The organism is Bradyrhizobium erythrophlei, assembly GCF_900129425.1.
Classification (GTDB): Bacteria; Pseudomonadota; Alphaproteobacteria; order Rhizobiales; family Xanthobacteraceae; genus Bradyrhizobium; species Bradyrhizobium erythrophlei_C.
This window is the reverse complement of the sequence record NZ_LT670817.1, coordinates 5,674,549-5,692,914: the sequence shown is the minus strand read 5'-3', so window position 1 is coordinate 5,692,914 and position 18,366 is coordinate 5,674,549. Positions and strand designations below refer to the sequence as shown.

Annotated in this window: 16 protein-coding genes and 1 pseudogene; 11 read left to right on the top strand and 6 right to left on the bottom strand. The window is 61.1% G+C overall.

Translation table 11 applies throughout. The features are described 5' to 3' along the window. The first annotated feature begins 5 nt into the window (after window positions 1-5). Together B5527_RS27335 and B5527_RS27330 are read left to right on the top strand one after the other, a co-directional pair. Complete coding sequence (locus tag B5527_RS27335) at window positions 6-2,315, top strand: xanthine dehydrogenase family protein molybdopterin-binding subunit (RefSeq protein ID WP_079607545.1); 2,310 nt, start codon at window positions 6-8, stop codon at window positions 2,313-2,315. 105 nt (window positions 2,316-2,420) lie between these two features. Continuing rightward, window positions 2,421-2,867 carry a c-type cytochrome gene (locus B5527_RS27330; RefSeq protein WP_079604296.1) on the top strand — a complete coding sequence of 149 codons (447 nt, stop codon included), beginning with the start codon at window positions 2,421-2,423 and terminating at the stop codon, window positions 2,865-2,867. 73 nt (window positions 2,868-2,940) lie between these two features. On the opposite strand, the gene B5527_RS27325 is transcribed toward B5527_RS27330, so the two are convergent. After that, window positions 2,941-3,366, bottom strand: coding sequence for a CHRD domain-containing protein (locus tag B5527_RS27325; RefSeq protein ID WP_079604295.1), 426 nt, complete (start codon window positions 3,364-3,366; stop codon window positions 2,941-2,943). A gap of 163 nt (window positions 3,367-3,529) precedes the next feature. On the opposite strand from B5527_RS27325, the gene B5527_RS27320 reads away from it, so the two are divergent. After that, on the top strand, window positions 3,530-4,456 hold the full coding sequence (locus B5527_RS27320; RefSeq protein WP_079604294.1) for a c-type cytochrome: 927 nt from the start codon (window positions 3,530-3,532) through the stop codon (window positions 4,454-4,456). A gap of 112 nt (window positions 4,457-4,568) precedes the next feature. On the opposite strand, the gene B5527_RS27315 is transcribed toward B5527_RS27320, so the two are convergent. Further along, entirely contained in the window at window positions 4,569-5,030 is a 462-nt protein-coding gene (locus B5527_RS27315) for a GFA family protein (RefSeq protein WP_245332268.1), read from the bottom strand. A 195-nt stretch (window positions 5,031-5,225) separates the two neighbouring features. Between B5527_RS27315 and B5527_RS27310 the strand changes: the two genes are divergently transcribed. Beyond that, window positions 5,226-5,663 carry an SH3 domain-containing protein gene (locus B5527_RS27310; RefSeq protein WP_079604293.1) on the top strand — a complete coding sequence of 146 codons (438 nt, stop codon included), beginning with the start codon at window positions 5,226-5,228 and terminating at the stop codon, window positions 5,661-5,663. On the opposite strand, the gene B5527_RS27305 is transcribed toward B5527_RS27310, so the two are convergent. After that, window positions 5,664-6,350 (bottom strand): formyltransferase family protein, encoded by a 687-nt coding sequence (locus tag B5527_RS27305; protein WP_079604292.1) that lies wholly within the window; start codon window positions 6,348-6,350, stop codon window positions 5,664-5,666. 210 nt (window positions 6,351-6,560) lie between these two features. Next, a pseudogene (locus B5527_RS46625) lies at window positions 6,561-6,736 on the bottom strand (IS5/IS1182 family transposase); the annotation flags it as partial. A gap of 390 nt (window positions 6,737-7,126) precedes the next feature. Between B5527_RS46625 and B5527_RS27300 the strand changes: the two are divergent. Beyond that, window positions 7,127-7,564, top strand: coding sequence for a VOC family protein (locus tag B5527_RS27300; RefSeq protein WP_079604291.1), 438 nt, complete (start codon window positions 7,127-7,129; stop codon window positions 7,562-7,564). A 210-nt stretch (window positions 7,565-7,774) separates the two neighbouring features. On the opposite strand, the gene B5527_RS27295 is transcribed toward B5527_RS27300, so the two are convergent. Both B5527_RS27295 and B5527_RS27290 read right to left on the bottom strand, forming a co-directional pair. Further along, window positions 7,775-8,851 carry an Ldh family oxidoreductase gene (locus tag B5527_RS27295; RefSeq protein ID WP_245332267.1) on the bottom strand — a complete coding sequence of 359 codons (1,077 nt, stop codon included), beginning with the start codon at window positions 8,849-8,851 and terminating at the stop codon, window positions 7,775-7,777. A gap of 76 nt (window positions 8,852-8,927) precedes the next feature. Then, window positions 8,928-9,173 (bottom strand): Lrp/AsnC ligand binding domain-containing protein, encoded by a 246-nt coding sequence (locus B5527_RS27290; RefSeq protein ID WP_027541873.1) that lies wholly within the window; start codon window positions 9,171-9,173, stop codon window positions 8,928-8,930. Between the two features lie 117 nt (window positions 9,174-9,290). Here B5527_RS27290 and thiD point away from each other — a divergent pair, with 117 nt between their 5' ends. From thiD to B5527_RS27260, 6 genes are all read left to right on the top strand, one after another. After that, window positions 9,291-10,094, top strand: a complete 804-nt coding sequence (thiD, locus tag B5527_RS27285) for a bifunctional hydroxymethylpyrimidine kinase/phosphomethylpyrimidine kinase (protein WP_079604290.1) — start codon at window positions 9,291-9,293, stop codon at window positions 10,092-10,094. A gap of 220 nt (window positions 10,095-10,314) precedes the next feature. After that, entirely contained in the window at window positions 10,315-12,861 is a 2,547-nt protein-coding gene (locus B5527_RS27280; RefSeq protein ID WP_079604289.1) for a GAF domain-containing sensor histidine kinase, read from the top strand. After that, a complete protein-coding gene (locus B5527_RS47415) occupies window positions 12,779-13,906 on the top strand; it encodes an alpha/beta hydrolase family protein (RefSeq protein ID WP_338065034.1) in 1,128 nt (375 codons plus the stop codon). The genes B5527_RS27280 and B5527_RS47415 overlap by 83 nt, the downstream gene beginning before the upstream one ends. Window positions 13,907-14,219: 313 nt before the next feature. Next, window positions 14,220-17,105, top strand: coding sequence for an ATP-binding protein (locus B5527_RS27270; protein ID WP_079604287.1), 2,886 nt, complete (start codon window positions 14,220-14,222; stop codon window positions 17,103-17,105). A 16-nt stretch (window positions 17,106-17,121) separates the two neighbouring features. Next, window positions 17,122-17,550: a hypothetical protein gene (locus tag B5527_RS27265; protein ID WP_154072556.1), complete on the top strand. Its 429-nt coding sequence runs from the start codon at window positions 17,122-17,124 to the stop codon at window positions 17,548-17,550. A 153-nt stretch (window positions 17,551-17,703) separates the two neighbouring features. Beyond that, entirely contained in the window at window positions 17,704-18,162 is a 459-nt protein-coding gene (locus tag B5527_RS27260; RefSeq protein ID WP_079604285.1) for a cupin domain-containing protein, read from the top strand. The last annotated feature ends 204 nt before the right edge of the window (window positions 18,163-18,366 follow it).

The following is an 18,366-nucleotide window of genomic DNA, read 5'->3' as shown; positions in this document are numbered from 1 at the left end:
GAGATATGATGGCTCCCATCAAGTTCGGCGTCGGTCAAAGCGTCGTTCGCAAGGAAGACGACGCGCTCATTCGCGGCAAGGGCCGCTATACCGATGACCACGCACCGCAGCCTGCGATGCATGCGCTGGTGCTGCGCTCGCCGCATGCGCACGCCCAATTCACCATCAATGCCGCCCGCGCCCGCGGCCTGCCGGGGGTCGGCGCCATCCTGACCGGAGAGGACGTCAGGGATCTCGGCGGTCTGCCGTGCCTGTTCAATCTGGAAGTCGATCCGTTCACCGGGCCGCCCTATGCGATTCTGGCGCATGGCGTGGTGCGTCATGTCGGCGATGCCGTTGCGTTCGTGGTCGCGGAAACGATCGATCAGGCCCGCGATGCGATCGAGGCGATCGAGGTCAACTGGACGCCGCTGCCGGCCGTGGTCGGCGTCGCCAATGCGGTGAAGAAGGATGCGCCGCAGGTCTGGCCTGACCATCCCGGCAACGTGCTGTTCGACGTGCCGATCGGCGACAAGAAAGCCACCGAGGCGGCGTTCGCCAAAGCGCATGCGGTGGCCGAAGTCTCGATCGTCAACCCGCGGGTCGTCACCAACTTCATGGAAACGCGCGCCGCGGTCTGCGAATACGACGCTGGGCGGGATCATCTGACCCTGACGATCGGCAGCCAGGGCAGCCATCGCCTGCGCGAAATCCTGTGCCAGATGGTCCTGAAGATTCCGCTGGAAAAGATGCGGGTGATCTGCCCCGATGTCGGCGGCGGCTTCGGCACCAAGCTGTTTCCCTATCGCGAATACGCTCTGATCGCGGTCGCCTCGCGCAAGCTGCGCAAGACGGTCAAGTGGACCGCCGACCGCGCCGATCATTTCATCGGCGACGCGCAGGGGCGCGACAATGTCACGACGGCGCGGATGGCGCTCGCCGAGGACGGCAAGTTCCTCGCGATGGACGTCGATTTGATCAGTGACATGGGCGCGTATCTGTCGACATTCGGGCCCTACATACCCCACGGCGGCGCCGGCATGCTGCCCGGCCTCTACGATTTCCAGGCCTTTCACTGCCGCGTGCGCACCGTCTTCACCAACACCGTGCCGGTCGATGCCTATCGCGGCGCCGGACGCCCGGAAGCTGCCTATGTGGTCGAGCGGCTGGTCGACGCGGCGGCGCGTAAGCTCGGAATGGCGCCGGACGCGATCCGGCGCAAGAATTTTATCACGCCGCGGGCGATGCCTTACAAGACGGCGACCGGGAAGGTCTACGATTCCGGCGACTTCACCGCGCATATGAAGCGGGCGATGGAAATTGCCAACTGGAAGGAATTTCCCAGGCGCGCCAAGGCCGCGAAGAAGCAGGGTCTGGTGCGCGGAATCGGACTTGCGACCTATGTCGAAATCTGCGGCACCATGGGCGAGGAGACCGCCAACGTCCGGCTCGATCCCAGCGGCGACGTCACCATCCTGATCGGCACCCAGTCGACCGGGCAGGGCCATCAGACCGCTTACGCGCAACTCGTCGCCGAGCAGTTCGGGCTTGCGCCCGACCGCGTCCACATCATCCAGGGCGATACCGATCAGGTCGCCACGGGCCTCGGCACGGGCGGCTCGGCGTCGATTCCGACGGGCGGCGTCAGCGTCGAGCGCGCGACCCGCGAGCTCGGCAAGAATCTGCGGGAGATCGCCGCCGAGGCGCTGGAAACCAGCAGCGGCGACCTCGAGATCAGCGACGGCACGGTGCGAATCGCCGGCACCGATCGCTCGGTCAGTTTTGCCGACCTTGCCAGGCGGCCGGGCGTCGATCCCTCGAAGCTGAATGCCAGCGCGACCTTCACCAGCGCCGACGGCACCTACCCGAACGGCACCCATCTTGCCGAGGTCGAAATCGATCCCGCCACCGGCATCATCAAAATCGTCAATTACGTGATCGTCGACGATTTCGGTGTGACGCTGAATCCGCTGCTGCTGGCCGGCCAGGTTCACGGCGGCGCGATGCAGGGGATCGGCCAGGCGTTGATGGAGCAGGCGGTCTACAATCCCGGGGACGGCCAGCTCGTCACCGCGACGTTCATGGACTATGCGCTGCCGCGCGCGGCCGACGGTCCGCCATTCGTGTTCGAGACCCATAACGTGCCCTGCAAGACCAATCCACTGGGCGTCAAGGGCGCTGGGGAGGCGGGGGCAATCGGCTCCTGTCCGGCGATAGTCAACGCGATCATCGAGGGGCTCTGGCGCGAGTACAAGATCGATCATATCGATATGCCGGCGACCCCGGAGCGGGTCTGGATCGCGATCCGCGAGCACCAGCGCCAGCATACGCTGTGACACCTGCCGCGGGGGAATGAAACGCTGTCAGCGGGGTTGGAACGACCATAACGCAGCTCGCGGATGCGAGTTGATTGAGCGATGAAAAAACGAGGGAACAGACGAATGAAGCGAACTGTGGTAATTGTGGGGACGTTGTTGCTCTGCGTCGGTGCGGTGGCTGCGCAGCAGGATCAGGTCAAGCAGACCCAGACCATGATGAAGGGCAACGGAAAGAACGCGGGCGCGCTGGCGGCGATGGTCAAGGGCGAAAAGCCTTACGATCAGGCCACGGTCGACGCCGCGATGGCCCAGTTCGAGGACACCGTCAAGAAGTTCCCAACCCTGTTTCCCGACAGTATCAAGGGTAAGAAGCCGGAAGGCGATTACTACGCGTCGCCGAAAGTCTGGGAGGACAGGCCCGGCTTCCAGGAGCACATCGCAAGCTTCTCCAAGGTCGTGGCGGACGCCAAGGGCAAGATCAAGGATCTGGATACGCTGAAGGCGACGTTACCCGTCATCGGCAAGCAATGCGGTGGCTGCCACGAGACCTACCGCGTCAAGAACAGCTGACGTCAATCTGACCAACAAAGCGGGCGGACGCCTGATGCGTCCGCCCGCTTTTTATATTGGTCGGGTGCGGAGCTTACTTCGTCACCTGACCGCGAATTTCGCCGCCCGGATTGGCTGCGGTGTGGACATTGACATAGTACTTGCCGGCCGCCAGGTCGGCGGCCTGGGCGTCCGTCAGGGTGGCGCTGCCTTCGACGGGACTTGAAGTGGCATTGGGAATGGCGACGGCGACGCCGGCGTTCTTGCCGGGTTCAGCCGGCCCGTGGAAATGGGCAGCGGTCGCGGGGCCGGAAAGTCCCGAATAGGTCAGCTTCCAGCTCAGCTTCTTGGTGGCGGCATCATAGTCGATATCGGCGTTGCCCTTGGCGGCGCTGGCGTTCGGAGGCACTTCGGCTTTTCCGTCCAGCGTTGCTTTCATCTTCTCGGCAAAGGCGGGTCCGGCGAAGGCAATGGTTGCACCCAAAGCAAGCGTAGCAAGCGTAGTTCTGGTTTTCGACATGGTTTTCTCCCTGTTGGCGTCAAGTGAAGGCCAGTTTCAAAACAATAGGATTCCGGTTTTATTCCCGGAATGGACTCAAACGCCTCGAATTTTGCGGCAGCTTATGGCTGAAATAGCGGCCATACTAGCCAATAGATTGAGCTGGACAGTGACGGATCGATGAATGCCGCGACGAATTTTCCTTGTTGCCGTTCTGGCCGCCGTCGCTGCCTTTGGGGTGTACTGGTGGCTGACGGCGACCTCGTTTATCCCGGCGGTGACCGAGCCGGCCTATACGCCAAACCGCACGAACGGACTGACAACCTTCAACGCCGGAGGATGTTCCTCCTGCCATGCCGTGCCCGGCCAGCCCGATCGCTTTCGACTCGGCGGCGGGCTTGCCATCCCGTCGCCGTTCGGGACGTTTTATGCGCCCAATATCTCGCCCGATCCGGTCGACGGCATCGGGCGATGGACCGAGGCGGAATTCGTCCGCGCGGTGACGCAAGGAATCTCTCCGGCCGGATTTCATTATTTCCCGGCCTTTCCCTACACCTCTTACCAGCATGCCAAAATCGAAGACGTCCGCGATCTCTTCGCCTACCTGAAAACGCTTCCCGCGGTGTCCGGCAAGGGGCGCGATCATGATGTGCGGTTTCCGTTCAATATCAGGCGCAACATCGGGATCTGGAAATGGCTGTTCATGGACGGCAAGCCTTTCGTGCCCGACGCTGCGCGCTCCGCGTCGTGGAATCGCGGCGCCTATCTGGTCAACAGCCTCGGCCATTGCGCGGAGTGTCACAGTCCCCGAAATTTCCTTGGCGGCATCATCAGTTCGCAGCGCTTCGCCGGTGGACCGAATCCGGAAGGCGAGGGCTGGGTGCCGAACATCACGCAAAAAGGGCTCGACGACTGGAGCGCGAAGGACATCGCTTATTTCCTCGAAACCGGGCAGATGCCCGATGGCGACACCGTCGGTGGCTCGATGGCGCGCGTGCTCAGAAACATCTCGCAATTGTCGCCCGAGGACCGCGCTGCCATCGCGGAATACGTGAAATCGCTGCCGCCGGTGGAAGGGCCGCCGCGGCCACCACGCAAGAAGGAGAGCTAGTGGTCAAAATCTGACACTTGATACCCAAGAGCGAGAGGTTCGCTCGCGCTCAATTGCGGTCGTTCAAGACCGACCGACACTCATCGCAAAGCGCTCATTCCGAACCCGCTCATCAGCCAATAATCCGAGCCTCCTGCACATAGCCGAAGGCGCCCTTGCCCGACCAAGCTCGTCCGTCAGGATAGCGCAATTCTATTCCGGCGAGGTCCTTCTCATCCGCAAGGCGCACATTGACGCCTATCTGACTGTTCCCGAACTTTGATACGGCGCTTGCGGTCAAAATAAAATGTGTCGTTGAACCACAATTTGCACAGAAACGGATTTCTGCAGCCGGGTCTTCCTTGTCTTCCCGGCTATATCCATTCGTCGTCCCCACGACGCTGACTTCCGACGGATGGAAATAGGCCCAGCGGGCGCCCGACTTGCTACAAAGCGTGCAGTTGCACTCGTTGATGAAGTCCGGTCGCTTTGGGATTTCGATGCGGACTTGGCCGCAGAGGCAGGAGAGCTTCAACATTCCCAATGTCATATCAGCAGAGCCGCTCGCCTGGTAGAGGCAGTTCGATTTCCACATTCATACGTTTCCAGCTCGGCCGCGCCAGGGTACCAAGCGTCAGGTTTTCACCACTAGCGTCATGACCGTTGCCGAGGCACGTGAATGTGTTTCGGCCGATGGATGTTTTTCGACGCGAGGTCTTGAATGCGAGGCCGCTGCTGAGCTTAGATTGCGGCGGGCGGCGAGGCTACAGAAGGGAAAAAAGAGGACACCATGAGTTTCGGACGGGTCGCGGCATCGGCCGTAATCTTCACGTTCCTGTCGGCGGTTTGCGCAAGCGCCAAGCCGATTACCATAACGGCGGATACCAATCTGCGTAAATCACCCGGCACCGACAGCCCGGTTCTCACGCTGATTCCGAAGGGAACGACGGTCGAGGTCGGCAAGTGCACCAACGGTTGGTGCCAGACCTCGCTGAACGGCCAGGATGGTTATGCCATCGCCCAGAATCTCGGGATGGCGACGGCGCGGCGCGCACCGCGCGGGCCGATGGTCGCCGACGAAGAAGTGGACGAGTACGGGCCGCCCCCGGGCTATGGCCCCGGACCCGCCTACGTCGTTGGACCGCCGGTCTATTACGGCTACGGACCCTATTACGGAGGGTACTACGGAGGCTGGGGTTACAGGGGCGGCTGGGGACGGCGCTGGTGACTAGGCGGCGGTTTGCCCGCCAGGCGGCATCACCGCGCGAAACTCGACGCCGTGCAGATTGATCGTCGGCGACATTCCGAAATGGTTGCCGCCGAACACCTCGATTCGGCGCTGCAGTTCATCCTTCGGGATGTCGAGAGGAATATCGCACATCGTCCGATAGGCGCGGCGGGAATATTTCCTGCTGCTCCATTGGAGCGAGAGCGTTCGCGGCGGCTCCGGATCCGTGGCGAGCGATTTGGCCATGCGCCAGAATAATTGCGCGAGACGGGCATAAGCCATCCCCTCCAGCGCAAGCACGGAGGTCCCGGCTGGAACAGGAAACAGCGCGACGTCGATGATCGGACCTGCATCCACCTGTTCGGTCATGACATGCGCCGTCGCGCCGAATTCCGTTTCCCGATTGTAAAGCGCGAAGTGTGCCGGCGCCCATCCGGGGTAGCCGGGCGGACCTGGATGAAAATTGACGGCGCCGTAGCCGAGCCGGGTGAGGATGGTCTCGGGGACGATGACCGGCGTAACGAACCCGATCAGCCGGGCCCGGCGAAGCAGATCCGGGTTCAAGGCCTCAAGCTCGGCTGATGTGCCGACGGGTATCACCGACAGCAGCGGATTGTGTCCGCGAAACACGGCCGGAAACGTGGAATGCTCGGCGGCACCCGAAAGCAGAATGATGGTATCGAACATCGCGATCCACGGTCAGCCCCGATGTCGGTCAGCGCCAACAGGAGGAGCCGGCGCGCCGCAAGGCTCTTGCGAGCCAAGCGTAAGGTTAATGATCTTAACGAGATATTCTCGTGGCCACCCCGGCGCGTTGCGCTGTGTTACGAGGGCGATGTCAGAAATATTTTGAAACAAAATTCCTTCGCCGGGGAGCGAGGGGGTGCATTCCACCTGAGGCGCGGACTGATTGGCACGCGACCAAATGCGGATTGATGCGAACTTGATGAAGGCCAGATGGTTGGCCGCAAGCTGTTGTCGGGTCGCGACACGCCGATGTTGCTTGATCTTGTCAGATAACCGTTCGATCGAGTTGCGCGCGTGGTACAGATACGGCTAAAGCAGATAGGGTCTTTGCCGCTAAGAATAAGCGCCATCGCCAGGACCGCTACTTCCAAGTCTGGCGGGCAGGTAACCTTGCCCGTTCGTGATGCGCGTGCGCCAATTCGCGACCGAATCGTCTGACCGTCTGAATTTCGGCGTGGCGAGCGCGTCCGGGATGATTAGGGCCGCCCCAATAAACGGCCTCTTCCATATCAGGCCAATCGACCGGCAAAAAAATCAGACACCCTGTCGGACTCCCGTCCCCCCGTTCGTCCTTCGAGCGAGCCCACGCAAACGGAGTTCATGATGGCCAACGATTTTCCCTGATATCCGTCGCCCCATCTCGCCCGCGCCACCGCCTTCGAGACAAAGCCGACGGATACCCGCCCGTCTGAACCCAATCAACAAGGACATCCGTCATGACTTCGATCACGCCGTTCCTCTGGTTCGACAACAACGTCCCCGAGGCTGTCGCCTTCTACGAATCGGTGTTTCCCGATGCCAGGGTCGAAACCGTCAATGACTTCATGGCGACCTTCGAACTCGCGGGGCAGAAGTTCAACGCCCTCAATGGCGGCCCAAAATACAAGTTCAACGAGGCGATCTCCTTCTTCGTCAGCGTCGAGAGCCAGGAAGAGGTGGACTACTTCTGGAACAGACTGATCGCCGACGGCGGCAAGGAATCGAAATGCGGATGGCTCAAGGACAAGTTCGGTCTGTCCTGGCAGGTTGTGCCCACGGCCCTCGGCCGTTACCTGAGCGATCCCGATCGCAAAAAGGCCGATCGCGCCATGCAGGCCATGTTGAAGATGCAAAAGATCGTCATCGCCGACCTCGACAAGGCATATGCCGGCTGATCCCGAAAAGTCCTCACGGGAGATGCCGGCCGTCTCCCCGGAATTCGGATGGGGTAGAAACAACCTCCGGGCGGGGATCGAATCAGGATGCTGTTGGCTGCCGCATGGGTCTCTTGTTGAGGTTTTTCGGGCCTCACGCGATGTCCGGCTTGACTGCGGAATGCGCACCGAAGCGGCCGTCCAATCACTCTGAATTTATGGGTTCACGCCCTAGGCGAGTCTTGCAATTCCGAGTTCGTCGGCGACCTGGTCCAGCCCACGCATCAGCGCGGCGGCGATCGGAATTCCATCGCGGGTCCGCGCCGCCCGCGTGGCATGGCTATGCTCGCCGGGAACGAAAATCCGGTCGACGCCCGGCATCCGGCTGCTGTTGCGAAAATCGCGCACGAGGGTATCGACGCTCGCCTTGAACACGCCGACATCGCCGAATGCGGCGATGTTGATGGCCGCGATCGCCTGGCCGGTGTTGGTGACGCTGCTGTCATCGTGATTGAAATCGATCACCTCTTTGCCCATCGCAGCACCTCCGAGCGTGCCCGCGAGCAGGCCGATGATCATCGCAAGCCCGTAGCCCTTGTAGCCGGCCTCCATGCCGCCCAGCGGCAGCAGCATGCCTTCGTCGGCGCGTTTCGGATCGGTCAGGGGCTTGCCCTGCCGGTCGATCATCCAGCCCTCCGGCATGGTCTCGCCGCGCAGCGCCTTTGTCTTCACTTTTCCATAGGCCGCGACCGTCGTCGCCATATCGAGCACGATCGGCTTCTCGTCGCCGGCCGGAATCGCGGCGGCGATCGGGTTGGTCGATAGCAGCATGTCGAGGCCACCCCAGGGCGGAAGATGGTTGGCGTTCCCGACAGCGAAATAAAGTCCGATCATGTCGTGGGCGAGCGGCATGCTGGCGTAAAGCGACGCCGGCCCGGCATGGTTGCTGAATTGCGAGCTGACCCATGCAATGCCGGTGTTGCGCGCTTTTTCGATCGCGATCTCGGCGGCGCGCTTCATGACGAGGTGGCCCATGCCGTTGTCGCCATTCAAGAGCGCCGTGCCGGCTTGCTCGCGCACCACCTGGATGTTCGGCCGAACGTTGAAGCCGCCCGCCTTGATGCGACGGGCATATTGCGGCAGGCGGGTCACGCCGTGTCCGTCCGATCCCTGCAGGTCCGCTTGCGCCATCAGCGCGGCGACCGTTTGGGCGTCCGAATCCGGCAAGCCGAGCTTCGTCAGCGCTTCATGAATGAATGATTTCAGCCGGCCAAAGGTGACTGTCAATTCGGGTTGCAGGATCGGCACTCCAGGTTCGATGGCGGCGCGGCGCTACGACCAGCGCGCCCGGTGGCAGGGTTTCCAAGTATGGGAGTCCACGCCCCTAACCCGGGCCGAACGCCTTGAAGGTGATGATGGTGTGGGTGTCCTGAATGCCGGGAATGACCTGCACCTTTTCGTTGACGAAATGCCCGATATCGGTGTCGTTGTCGACGTAGAATTTCACCAGCAGATCGTAATCGCCCGCGGTGGAATAAATTTCGGAGGCGATCTCGGCCTCGGCAAGCGCGTTGGCGACGGCATAGGACTGCCCGAGCTTGCATTTGAACTGGACGAAAAAGGGAACCATCGCTGCTGTCTCCGAAAGGTTGGGCTCAATATAGCGCTCGGGAACTTGCTGGCAATAACACAGCGCGCTAGGACAGGACATGAGCTCCTCACGACAGCTGAAATCGCTGTGGGCCGAATGACGGCGATGCCCATAGCGCTCACCATCGCCGGCTCGGATTCGTCAGGCGGCGCCGGCATCCAGGCCGACCTGAAGACATTTGCCGCGCTCGGCGTCTACGGCGCTTCCGTCATCACGGCCCTGACCGCCCAGAACACGAGCGGCGTCAGCGGCATTCACGATGTGCCCGCCGATTTCGTGACCGCGCAAATCGATGCGGTGTTTGGCGATCTCGACGTCAAGGCCGTCAAGATCGGCATGCTGGCGCAGCTTCCGACCATTGACGCCGTCGTCGCGGCGCTCAAGCGCTGGTCGCCACAACATATCGTGCTCGATCCGGTGATGGTGGCGACGTCAGGGGATCGTCTGCTGGCGGCGGACGCCGTTGCAGGCTTGCGAACCCAGCTCATTCCACTGGCGTCGCTGATCACGCCGAACCTGCCGGAGGCCGCCGCCTTGCTGGACGAGCCGGTCGCGGTGGGCGAGGCTGCGATCGAGAGCCAGGGCAAGCGGCTGCTGGCGATGGGTTGTCCGGCGGTGCTGATCAAGGGCGGGCACGGGCAGGGCAGTGAGAGCATCGACTATCTCATCCGTGGCAGCGGTACCGTCGCGCTGTCGGCGCCGCGTATCGCGACCAAAAATACCCACGGCACCGGTTGCTCGCTGTCCTCGGCGATCGCTGCCGGGCTTGCCAAGGGTGAGGACATGGAAACCGCGGTTCGCGCCGCCAAGGCCTGGCTCAGCGCCGCGATCGCGGCAGCGGACCGCCTCGGTGTTGGGCGCGGCCATGGGCCGGTCCATCATTTTCATGGGTTTTATTAGCCTTTCCATTGCGCTATGGCGAGTTCTCACCCCTAGCCGAGCGACTGTTGGGTATGCTTCTATGGCCCGGGCTGAGTTCATAAAATTGGGGGGCTTTTTTGACCGGCAAACGCAGGAAACGGCGACCGGCGGCGGATGCCGCAGGCGATAGCCGTTTGATAGACCGCGAGGAAAAACGCGCGCAGGGCGGGCTGCAGACAGCCAGAAAAGCCCTCGCCGAATGACGACGCAACGCGATGCCCTCGAGTCTGATCCCAAGCGAGGGGTTGCCGAGCTTGAGCAGGAACTCAAGTCAAGTCTTGCCGAGCGCGACGGAATCGCGCGGGAGAACGCCCGGCTCGTTAGCGAGACCAAGGAGGCGTTGGCCAGGCAAACCGCGACTTCCGATATTCTGCGCGTCATCAGTCGATCGCCGACCGACGTGCAGCCGGTATTTGACTCCATCGTGCTCACCGCGGCGCGGCTGATCCGACGCGACAAGGCGTTCATCCTGCGTTGCGACGCCACCACCTACTGGCTTGTAGCAATGGCGGGGCCGGAAGGACCTCTTCCTGTCCCCGATCTTGCGCCCGTTGCGATCGACACAGACGCCAATTTCCCGTCGCGCGCCATCGTCACCAGGAAGAACCTGCATTTGCCGGACTGGTCGGCGGTCGAACTGCCCGAATATGAGCGCCACATCCGCGAAACTTTCGGCTTCAACTCGGCGCTTTACCTGCCACTCCTGCGCGAGGGGGAATGCATCGGCCTGCTGGGGATCGCCGGAACGCATGCCGGTAGATTTGGTGACAACGAAATCGCGCTGGCCGAGTCGTTCCGCGACCAGGCCCTGATCGCGATCGAAAACACGAGATTGTTCAACGAAACCAAAGAGGCGCTTGAGCGACAGACCGCAACAGCTGACGTCCTGAAGGTGATCGCCAGTTCGCCGTCGGACGTTCAGCCGGTATTCGACGCCATAGCGGAGAGATCGAACCGGCTGGTGGAAGCCCTGTCGACCGCGGTGTACAGCCTCGTCGAGGACACGTTGCACCTGATGGCCTTCACGCGAACCGACCCCGAGGCCGATAGGGCTCTGCAAGCGTCGTTCCCCAGACCGTTGTCCGCGCTTCCGCGGAGAGAACAACTCCGCAATGGCGAGATCGTCCACATTCCCGACGTTGAAATCGAATGGGCCAAAATACCCGATCTGCGGGAACTGGCGCGATTGCGAGGCTTTCGCAGCCAATTAATCGTGCCGCTGATGAGCAAGGGTAAAGTTATCGGTGCAATCAGCGTCACGCGCAAGGAGCCTGGTTCTTTTGCCGCCCATTACATCCAGCTTCTCGAAACCTTTGCTGATCAGGCCGTGATTGCCATCGAGAATGTACGCCTGTTCGACGAGGTCAAGGCGAAGACCGCCGATCTCTCCGAGGCGCTGGAACAGCAGACCGCGACCGCAGAAGTCCTCAAGGTCATCAGCCGCTCGGCTTTCGATCTGCAAACTGTTCTCGAGACCCTGATAACGTCCGCAGTCAAGTTGAGTGATGCCAACAGGGGGTCGATCTTCCTTCGCGAAGGCGACGTCTTTCCTTTGAAGGCGGCGTCCAGTACGACAGCCGAATTCCTGCAATATTGGGCAGCGAATCCGCCAAAGGCCGGCCGCGGTTCGGCCACCTCGCGCGTCATCGCATCGGGAAAGGTCGAAATCATTCCCGATGTTCTTGATGACCCGGAAATGGAAATGCCCACGGGTTCCCTGAGCAGAATTCGCGCGACGCTGGGCGTTCCAATGCTCAGGGACGACAGAGTCGAAGGCGTGCTGGTGCTGACACGGCCTGAACCCGGCACCTTCACCAAAAGCCAGATCGATCTGGTGCAAACCTTTGCCGACCAGGCGGTGATCGCGGTAGAGAACGTGCGGTTGTTTGAGGAAACCAAGGCACGCACCAAAGAACTCGCCGCCTCTCTTGAGGAACTGCGCGCCGCGCAAGACCGACTGGTGCAGACGGAGAAGCTCGCCTCGCTCGGCCAGCTTACCGCCGGTATCGCCCACGAGATCAAGAACCCGCTCAACTTCGTCAACAATTTCTCGGCGCTGTCGTCGGAACTGGTTGAAGAGATGAACGACCTGCTTGCGGGCGCCACGCTCGACACCAAGATACGCGGCGAACTGGACGAATTGGCGCAAACGCTGAAGAGCAACCTCGAAAAGGTCGTTCAGCACGGCAAGCGCGCCGACTCGATCGTGAAAAACATGCTGCAGCACTCCCGTGAAGGTTCCGGCGAGCATCGTCCGGCGGACATCAACGCGATCGTCGACGAGAGCATGAACCTCGCCTATCACGGTGCCCGGGCGGAAAGAACAGGGCTCAGTATCGCCCTTCAACGCGATCTCGATCCGTCCGTCGGCATGGCTGACGTCTATCCGCAAGAGATCACGCGAGTTCTACTCAATCTCATATCGAACGGGTTCTACGCCACGACAAAGCGCAAGGCGGAGGTCGGTGACGGCTTCGAGCCAATGCTTTCTGCTGCGACGAGGAACCTCGGAGACAGGATCGAAATCCGTATTCGCGACAACGGGACCGGCATCCCGGAAGAGGTAAAAGAGAAGATATTCAACCCGTTCTTCACGACCAAGCCGTCTGGCGAAGGGACCGGACTTGGCCTGTCGATGAGCCACGACATCATCGTCAAACAGCATGGCGGCAGCATCGATGTCGAGACGGAGCCCGGACTTTTCACCGAGTTCAAGATCGTATTGCCGCGGACGAGCCAAAGGTAATCGGCGAGTCCTGTTTCACCGACTGACGGCCAGTGCGTTTGCCGGATGGGGGGCTGCTTCGGTGCTTGGGAAGTATCGGGCTTATGCCATCATCCTGTGTTGTCCGGACTCTTGCGCGCAGGCTGCCGGCATTCAGCTTCTCGATTCCGATCCAAATCTGGCAGGCGCCATTTGGTATCCATGCGCAGCAGAGCCGCGGAGAGTGCCGCTCGGCAGTCTTGCGGTGCAATTTGTCGATTCGCTTCAGGGCGTAAAGGACTGTCCTGTCACGGGGACAAAGCTGCCGCTGGTCATTGTCTCGCACGGCCGCGGCGGCTGGTTCGGGGGCCACGATGACGTTGTGGAAGCACTGGCCGAGGCCGGCTTTGTCGTCGCCGCCATCAACCATCCCGGCGACAACGGCAGCGACTCATCGAAACGCGACAGCCTGTCCGTCCTTGCGTCACGTCCGGCGGATATGATCGGCTTGCTCGATTTCATGCTGAACGACTGGAAAGACCGAGCGGCTATCGATCACGCTAAAATCGGCTTCTTCGGCTTCTCCGCCGGTGCCTATACCGGCCTGGTGTTGGCGGGAGGCAATCCGGATTTTCGCAGGATCGCACCCTACTGCACGGAGTCGAATAAATCGCTAGGTTGCGAGCAGTTTCGCAGCGGCGACATTCCATCCAACCCGCCGCACGAGCCCCGAATCCGGGCGGCTGTGCTTGCCGACACTGCATTGAACTACATGTTCACGCCGGAAGCCTTGGCGGCGGTTGAAATCCCCCTGCTGATCTGGCGATCTGAATTGGGAGGCGGAGGCGTGGATCCGAAAAACTCCGCGCTCACCGCCAACAGCCTGCCCGGCAAGCCAGACATTCATGTCGTGCCTGCCGGCCACTTTGCTTTCCTGCCGCCGTGCTCGCCGCAGTTCGCAGCGAATTTGCCGCGCTTTTGCACCGATCCGCCCGGCTTCGACAGAACGGCCTTTCACTGTGACTTCGACGCGAGCGTCGTTGGATTCTTTCGCGACCATCTCGTTGGTGAGGGCGAGACACGCTGAGCTAAACCGACGGGCGGCCCGCCCGGAAAGTTAAGTGCAGACTGAGTAGCGGGCTTGCCGGAGTGACCGATGTTGGCACTTTTGAGACGCGCCGCCGGACTCCTAGAATGTAGCGGTAACAGGTTCTCTCTCATCGGATGTCTTGCTCAATTGTGTTAGGCCACCAGCAAAGAAAGGCGCGCCGTTTGATGCTGCCCATGGCTCATTGAATCGGGTGCCGAAACGAACGTTTTTCTGTATCAATGCGTGCTATCCAGCGAATGTCGGGATAAACTCTCGCTCCGTCAGTTCTCCAAAACTGCCGGTGAAGGCCATGCAGCAGATTGCCGACTGGCTCAAGAATCTCGGCATGTCCGAGTATGCGGAGCGTTTCGCAGAGGACCATATCGATCTCGCGGTTCTTCCCGATCTGACAGATCAGGATCTGGAAAAGCTGGGCGTTTTGCTGGGCGATCGCCGCAAGATGCTCCGCGCCATCCGTGAGCTTGGCTGTGAAACCTCAGCCACACCGCATCCTTCCGCGGTTTCTGTAGCGCAACCCAAAGACGCCGCCGAACGTCGTCAGCTCACGGTGATGTTCTGTGATCTGGTCGGCTCGACAGACCTCTCAGCCCGGTTCGATCCCGAGGACTTGCGCGCTATCATCGGTGCCTACCACCATTGTTGTGCGACCGCAGTCGAACGCAATGGAGGATTCGTTGCCAAGTACATGGGTGATGGGGTGCTTGCCTATTTCGGGTATCCGCAGGCCCACGAGCACGATGCCGAGCGTGCGGTGCGCGCCGGGCTCGCCCTGGGCCAGGCAGTCCCCATGCTGCGTACGCCGGCTGGCTCGCCTTTACACGTACGTATAGGGATCGCGACCGGGGTCGTGGTCGTCGGAGATCTTATTGGCGCGGGTGCAGCCCAGGAGCAGGCCGTCGTGGGCGAGACGCCAAATCTTGCCGCCCGCTTGCAGGCTATTGCTGAGTCGGATGCCGTGGTTATTGCGGAGAGCACCCGAAGGCTTCTCGGCAATATCTTCGAACTCCGGAATCTCGGGACCCTGAACCTCAAGGGCATTGCCGGACCTGCGAGAGCCTGGACCGCTCTGCGGAGGAGTTCTGTCGCGAGCCGCTTCGACGCCCTGCATACGTCCGGGCTGACTCCACTCGTCGGGCGGGAGGAAGAATCCGAATTGCTTCTTCGCCGCTGGTCCAGGGCAAGGGAAGGTGAGGGACAGGTCGTCCTGCTCTCGGGCGAAGCAGGTATCGGGAAATCGCGGCTCACGGCCGCGGTTCTGGAACATCTGGCCGCTGAACCCCATACGCGCTTGCGATATTACTGCTCCCCCCACCATGCAGACAGTGCGCTCTATCCGATCATTGGGCAGATGGAACGGGCTGCCGGCCTGTCGCACGACGATACGCCGGAAATGAAGCTCGACAAGCTCGATTCCGTGCTCGCTCAAGCGCCAACCTCTTCCCGGGATGCTGCCTTGCTTGCGGAAATGCTTTCGCTCCGAAACGATGGACGATATCCCGGGCTCGAGCTTGCCCCGGAACAACGCAGGCAAAGAACGCTGGAAGCGCTGATCTCGCAAGTCGTCGGGCTGGCGCACCACAATCCAGTGCTGATGATTTTCGAGGATGCGCATTGGATTGATCCGACCAGCCTGGAAGTGCTCGGTCGGACGGTAGATCGGATAGCGACCCTCAAGATACTGCTTATCGTAACTTTTCGCCCTGAGTTCGTAGCGCCGTGGGTAGGGCAGCCGCATGTGACAACCCTAACACTCAACCGGCTTGGGCAGCGTGAGGCGGCCGCGATCATCGCGCGGCTTGTCGAGAACAAGCAGCTATCGGCGGATGTGACGGCGGAGATAGTGGAGCGCACCGACGGTATTCCCTTGTTCGTGGAGGAGATGACGAAGGCGGTGTTGGAAGCGGAGAGCGAGGACGCGGCCCGGCGAACCACCGCTTCTGTTCCGTCGATGGCTCTCGCGGTCCCCGCCAGCCTGCACGCGTCGTTGATGGCGCGGCTCGACCGGCTCGGGCCGGCCAAGAAGCTGGCGCAAATCGGAGCAGCGATAGGGAGGGAGTTTTCGCACGCTTTGCTGGCTTCGGTTGCGCGCGAGACAGAGGCGGAACTCGAGCCGGCGCTAGACCGCCTCATTCAGGCCGGTTTGCTGTTTCGGCAAGGCAGGCCGCCGCATGCGAATTACCTGTTCAAGCACGCCCTGGTACAGGACGTCGCCTACGGGACGTTGCTCCGCGCAAAGCGATGCGAGTTACACGAACGCATCGCAAGCGCCCTTGAGCAGCAGTTCCTGGATGTTTGCGAGGCCCAACCTGAGGTTCTTGCTCGACATTACACTCAGGCAGGATTGGGTTCGCAGGCCATTCGTTATTGGCAGCGGGCAGGGAACAGGGCTGCAAGGCGGTCGGCCAACAAGGAGGCGGTCGCGCATTTTCGGAACGCGTTGGAACTGCTTGAAGCACTGCCGGACAAGGCGGCACACGCCGAGCAGGAATTGCAGCTGCTGATTGCTTTGGGACCGGCGTTGATGACGACGACGTCCTCGGCGGCCCCGGAGATTGGGCGCGTATACGCCAGGGCTCGCGAGTTGGCGGGTCACGCCCAGCGGGTCGCGGATCTGTTTCCAACCGTCTGGGGAGCATGGCTAATCGCCTACACGAGCGGTGATATTTTGACTTCCAGCCGCTTGTTGGACGAGCTGTTCAGCATGGCAAAGACGAGCGGCGATTCTGCGCTTGTGCTGCAGGCTCACCACGCAGCGTGGCCGATCTTCACAACAACTGGCGCCCTTGCCACGGCACGCAATCATATCGCGTCCGGGCTTGCTATTTACCGACGGGACAAACATGGGGATCAAGCCCTCCAATTCGGGGGCCATGACCCGGCTGTCTGCGGGTACGCGAGTGATGCCATCGTTGCGGCGGCGATGGGTTATCCCGACGAGGCCGTTCGGCAAATGCAAAAGGGTCTTGGGCTTGCGCGCGATCTTGATCATCCCGCCCACGCTTGCCCAGGCGCTGTGGTTTGCAGCCGAACTGCATCAGATTCGTCGCGAGCCACAGAGAGTACAGGACTTTGTAAGCGCCGTCCTCCCGATGGTCACAAAGCATGGATCCGCCGTTGGAGTCGCCAACGCAACGATGTTGCGCGGATGGGCAAACGTCGTGCAAGCGCACATTGAGGAGGGTCTGGCAATTATGCGCGAGGGTCTGGCCGCGTGGCGCGCAACAGGGTCGAAATTCCACGTACCGTACCGTCTCGCCCGAGCAGCGGAAGCCCATCTGATCGCAGGAGAGATTGAGGGTGGATTACGGCTGATAGGCGAAGCGGCCGACCAGACGGACGACTGCTGGTTCAGGCCTGAGGTACATCGATTGAAAGCAGAACTGCTTCTCAAGGCGGGCCGTCGAGGCGAGGCGAAAAAGTGTCTGGGCCAAGCTCTTGAAACGGCCCGAGAGCAGGGTGCTCGGCTCCTTGAGCTAAGAACCGCCATGAGCGTCAGCAGACTTCTGCGCGCTGAGGGCCGCCCTGATGAGGCCCACAGCCTGCTTGCGCCCCATTATGCTTGGTTCACCGAGGGCCTCGATACTCCAGATCTTGAGGAAGCTAAGGCCCTGCTGGAGTGAATTGAAGTTCCTCTGGCCAGCTCGAGCGCGGCCGGCTTATGAATTAAAAAATAGAAATCTCCTGGGGTCCCGGTCAGCATTGAAATGAACGGGGCGGCAGACAGTTTCATCTCAATCTGCTAATCTTAAGTCTTTCCAATTGAGGAGGTGGCAATGCGCAAGCTGATGTTAATCCTCGTGACGTTTCTGGTGAGCGGCGGAATGGGCTTTGCCCAGGACATGGCGAAGCCGGTCAATGCGACTGACATCAAGTGGGGGCCGGCCCCCAACGTCTTTCCGGCGGGCGCCCAGATGGCGGTCGTTTCAGGGGATCCTTCCAAAACTGGCCTGTATGCCGTTCGATTGAAGCTCCCTGCGGACTACAAGATTCCCGCTCACAATCACCCGACTTCCGAATATGTAACCGTTCTCTCTGGCGATTTTCACATCGGGATGGGTAATAAACTCGACCCGCAAAAAGGCGAACTACTAGGGGCAGGCGGTTTTGCTGAAGCGCCCGCCAAGATGAATCATTACGCTTGGACAACGAGCGAGGCTGTCGTTCAGGTTCACGGCGAAGGACCTTTTGCGATTACCTACGTCGATCCGGCGGACGATCCAAGCAAGAAATAGGACGTACGAGCTGCGAGGGCCAGAACACTGGCCGGTTCAGCGCGGCTCATGTGCCGGTTGTTGAACGGGATTATTGACGTCAGCCTTTAGCAATCTCCGGACGCAAGCGATCGAGCTGCCGATGTTGAGTTCACTGCAATAAGGCGGAAGCGACGCAGTGGGCCCTGAGGTCCGACGCTGCACGACGAATATTTGTTGCTACGA

Bases quoted from the DNA above. Each gene is read 5' to 3' on its own strand.
- B5527_RS27260 (WP_079604285.1), top strand. From the start codon at position 17,704: ATGCGCAAGCTGATGTTAATCCTCGTGACGTTTCTGGTGAGCGGCGGA.
- B5527_RS27265 (WP_154072556.1), top strand. From the start codon at position 17,122: ATGCGCGAGGGTCTGGCCGCGTGGCGCGCAACAGGGTCGAAATTCCAC.
- B5527_RS27290 (WP_027541873.1), bottom strand. From the start codon at position 9,173: ATGGTTCCCTTTTTCGTCCAGTTCAAATGCAAGCTCGGGCAGTCCTAT.
- B5527_RS47415 (WP_338065034.1), top strand. From the start codon at position 12,779: ATGGCGGCAGCATCGATGTCGAGACGGAGCCCGGACTTTTCACCGAGT.
- B5527_RS27300 (WP_079604291.1), top strand. From the start codon at position 7,127: ATGACTTCGATCACGCCGTTCCTCTGGTTCGACAACAACGTCCCCGAG.
- B5527_RS27325 (WP_079604295.1), bottom strand. From the start codon at position 3,366: ATGTCGAAAACCAGAACTACGCTTGCTACGCTTGCTTTGGGTGCAACC.
- B5527_RS27315 (WP_245332268.1), bottom strand. From the start codon at position 5,030: ATGTGGAAATCGAACTGCCTCTACCAGGCGAGCGGCTCTGCTGATATG.
- B5527_RS27270 (WP_079604287.1), top strand. From the start codon at position 14,220: ATGCAGCAGATTGCCGACTGGCTCAAGAATCTCGGCATGTCCGAGTAT.
- B5527_RS27335 (WP_079607545.1), top strand. From the start codon at position 6: ATGATGGCTCCCATCAAGTTCGGCGTCGGTCAAAGCGTCGTTCGCAAG.
- thiD (WP_079604290.1), top strand. From the start codon at position 9,291: ATGACGGCGATGCCCATAGCGCTCACCATCGCCGGCTCGGATTCGTCA.
- B5527_RS27280 (WP_079604289.1), top strand. From the start codon at position 10,315: ATGACGACGCAACGCGATGCCCTCGAGTCTGATCCCAAGCGAGGGGTT.
- B5527_RS27320 (WP_079604294.1), top strand. From the start codon at position 3,530: ATGCCGCGACGAATTTTCCTTGTTGCCGTTCTGGCCGCCGTCGCTGCC.
- B5527_RS27305 (WP_079604292.1), bottom strand. From the start codon at position 6,350: ATGTTCGATACCATCATTCTGCTTTCGGGTGCCGCCGAGCATTCCACG.
- B5527_RS27310 (WP_079604293.1), top strand. From the start codon at position 5,226: ATGAGTTTCGGACGGGTCGCGGCATCGGCCGTAATCTTCACGTTCCTG.
- B5527_RS27330 (WP_079604296.1), top strand. From the start codon at position 2,421: ATGAAGCGAACTGTGGTAATTGTGGGGACGTTGTTGCTCTGCGTCGGT.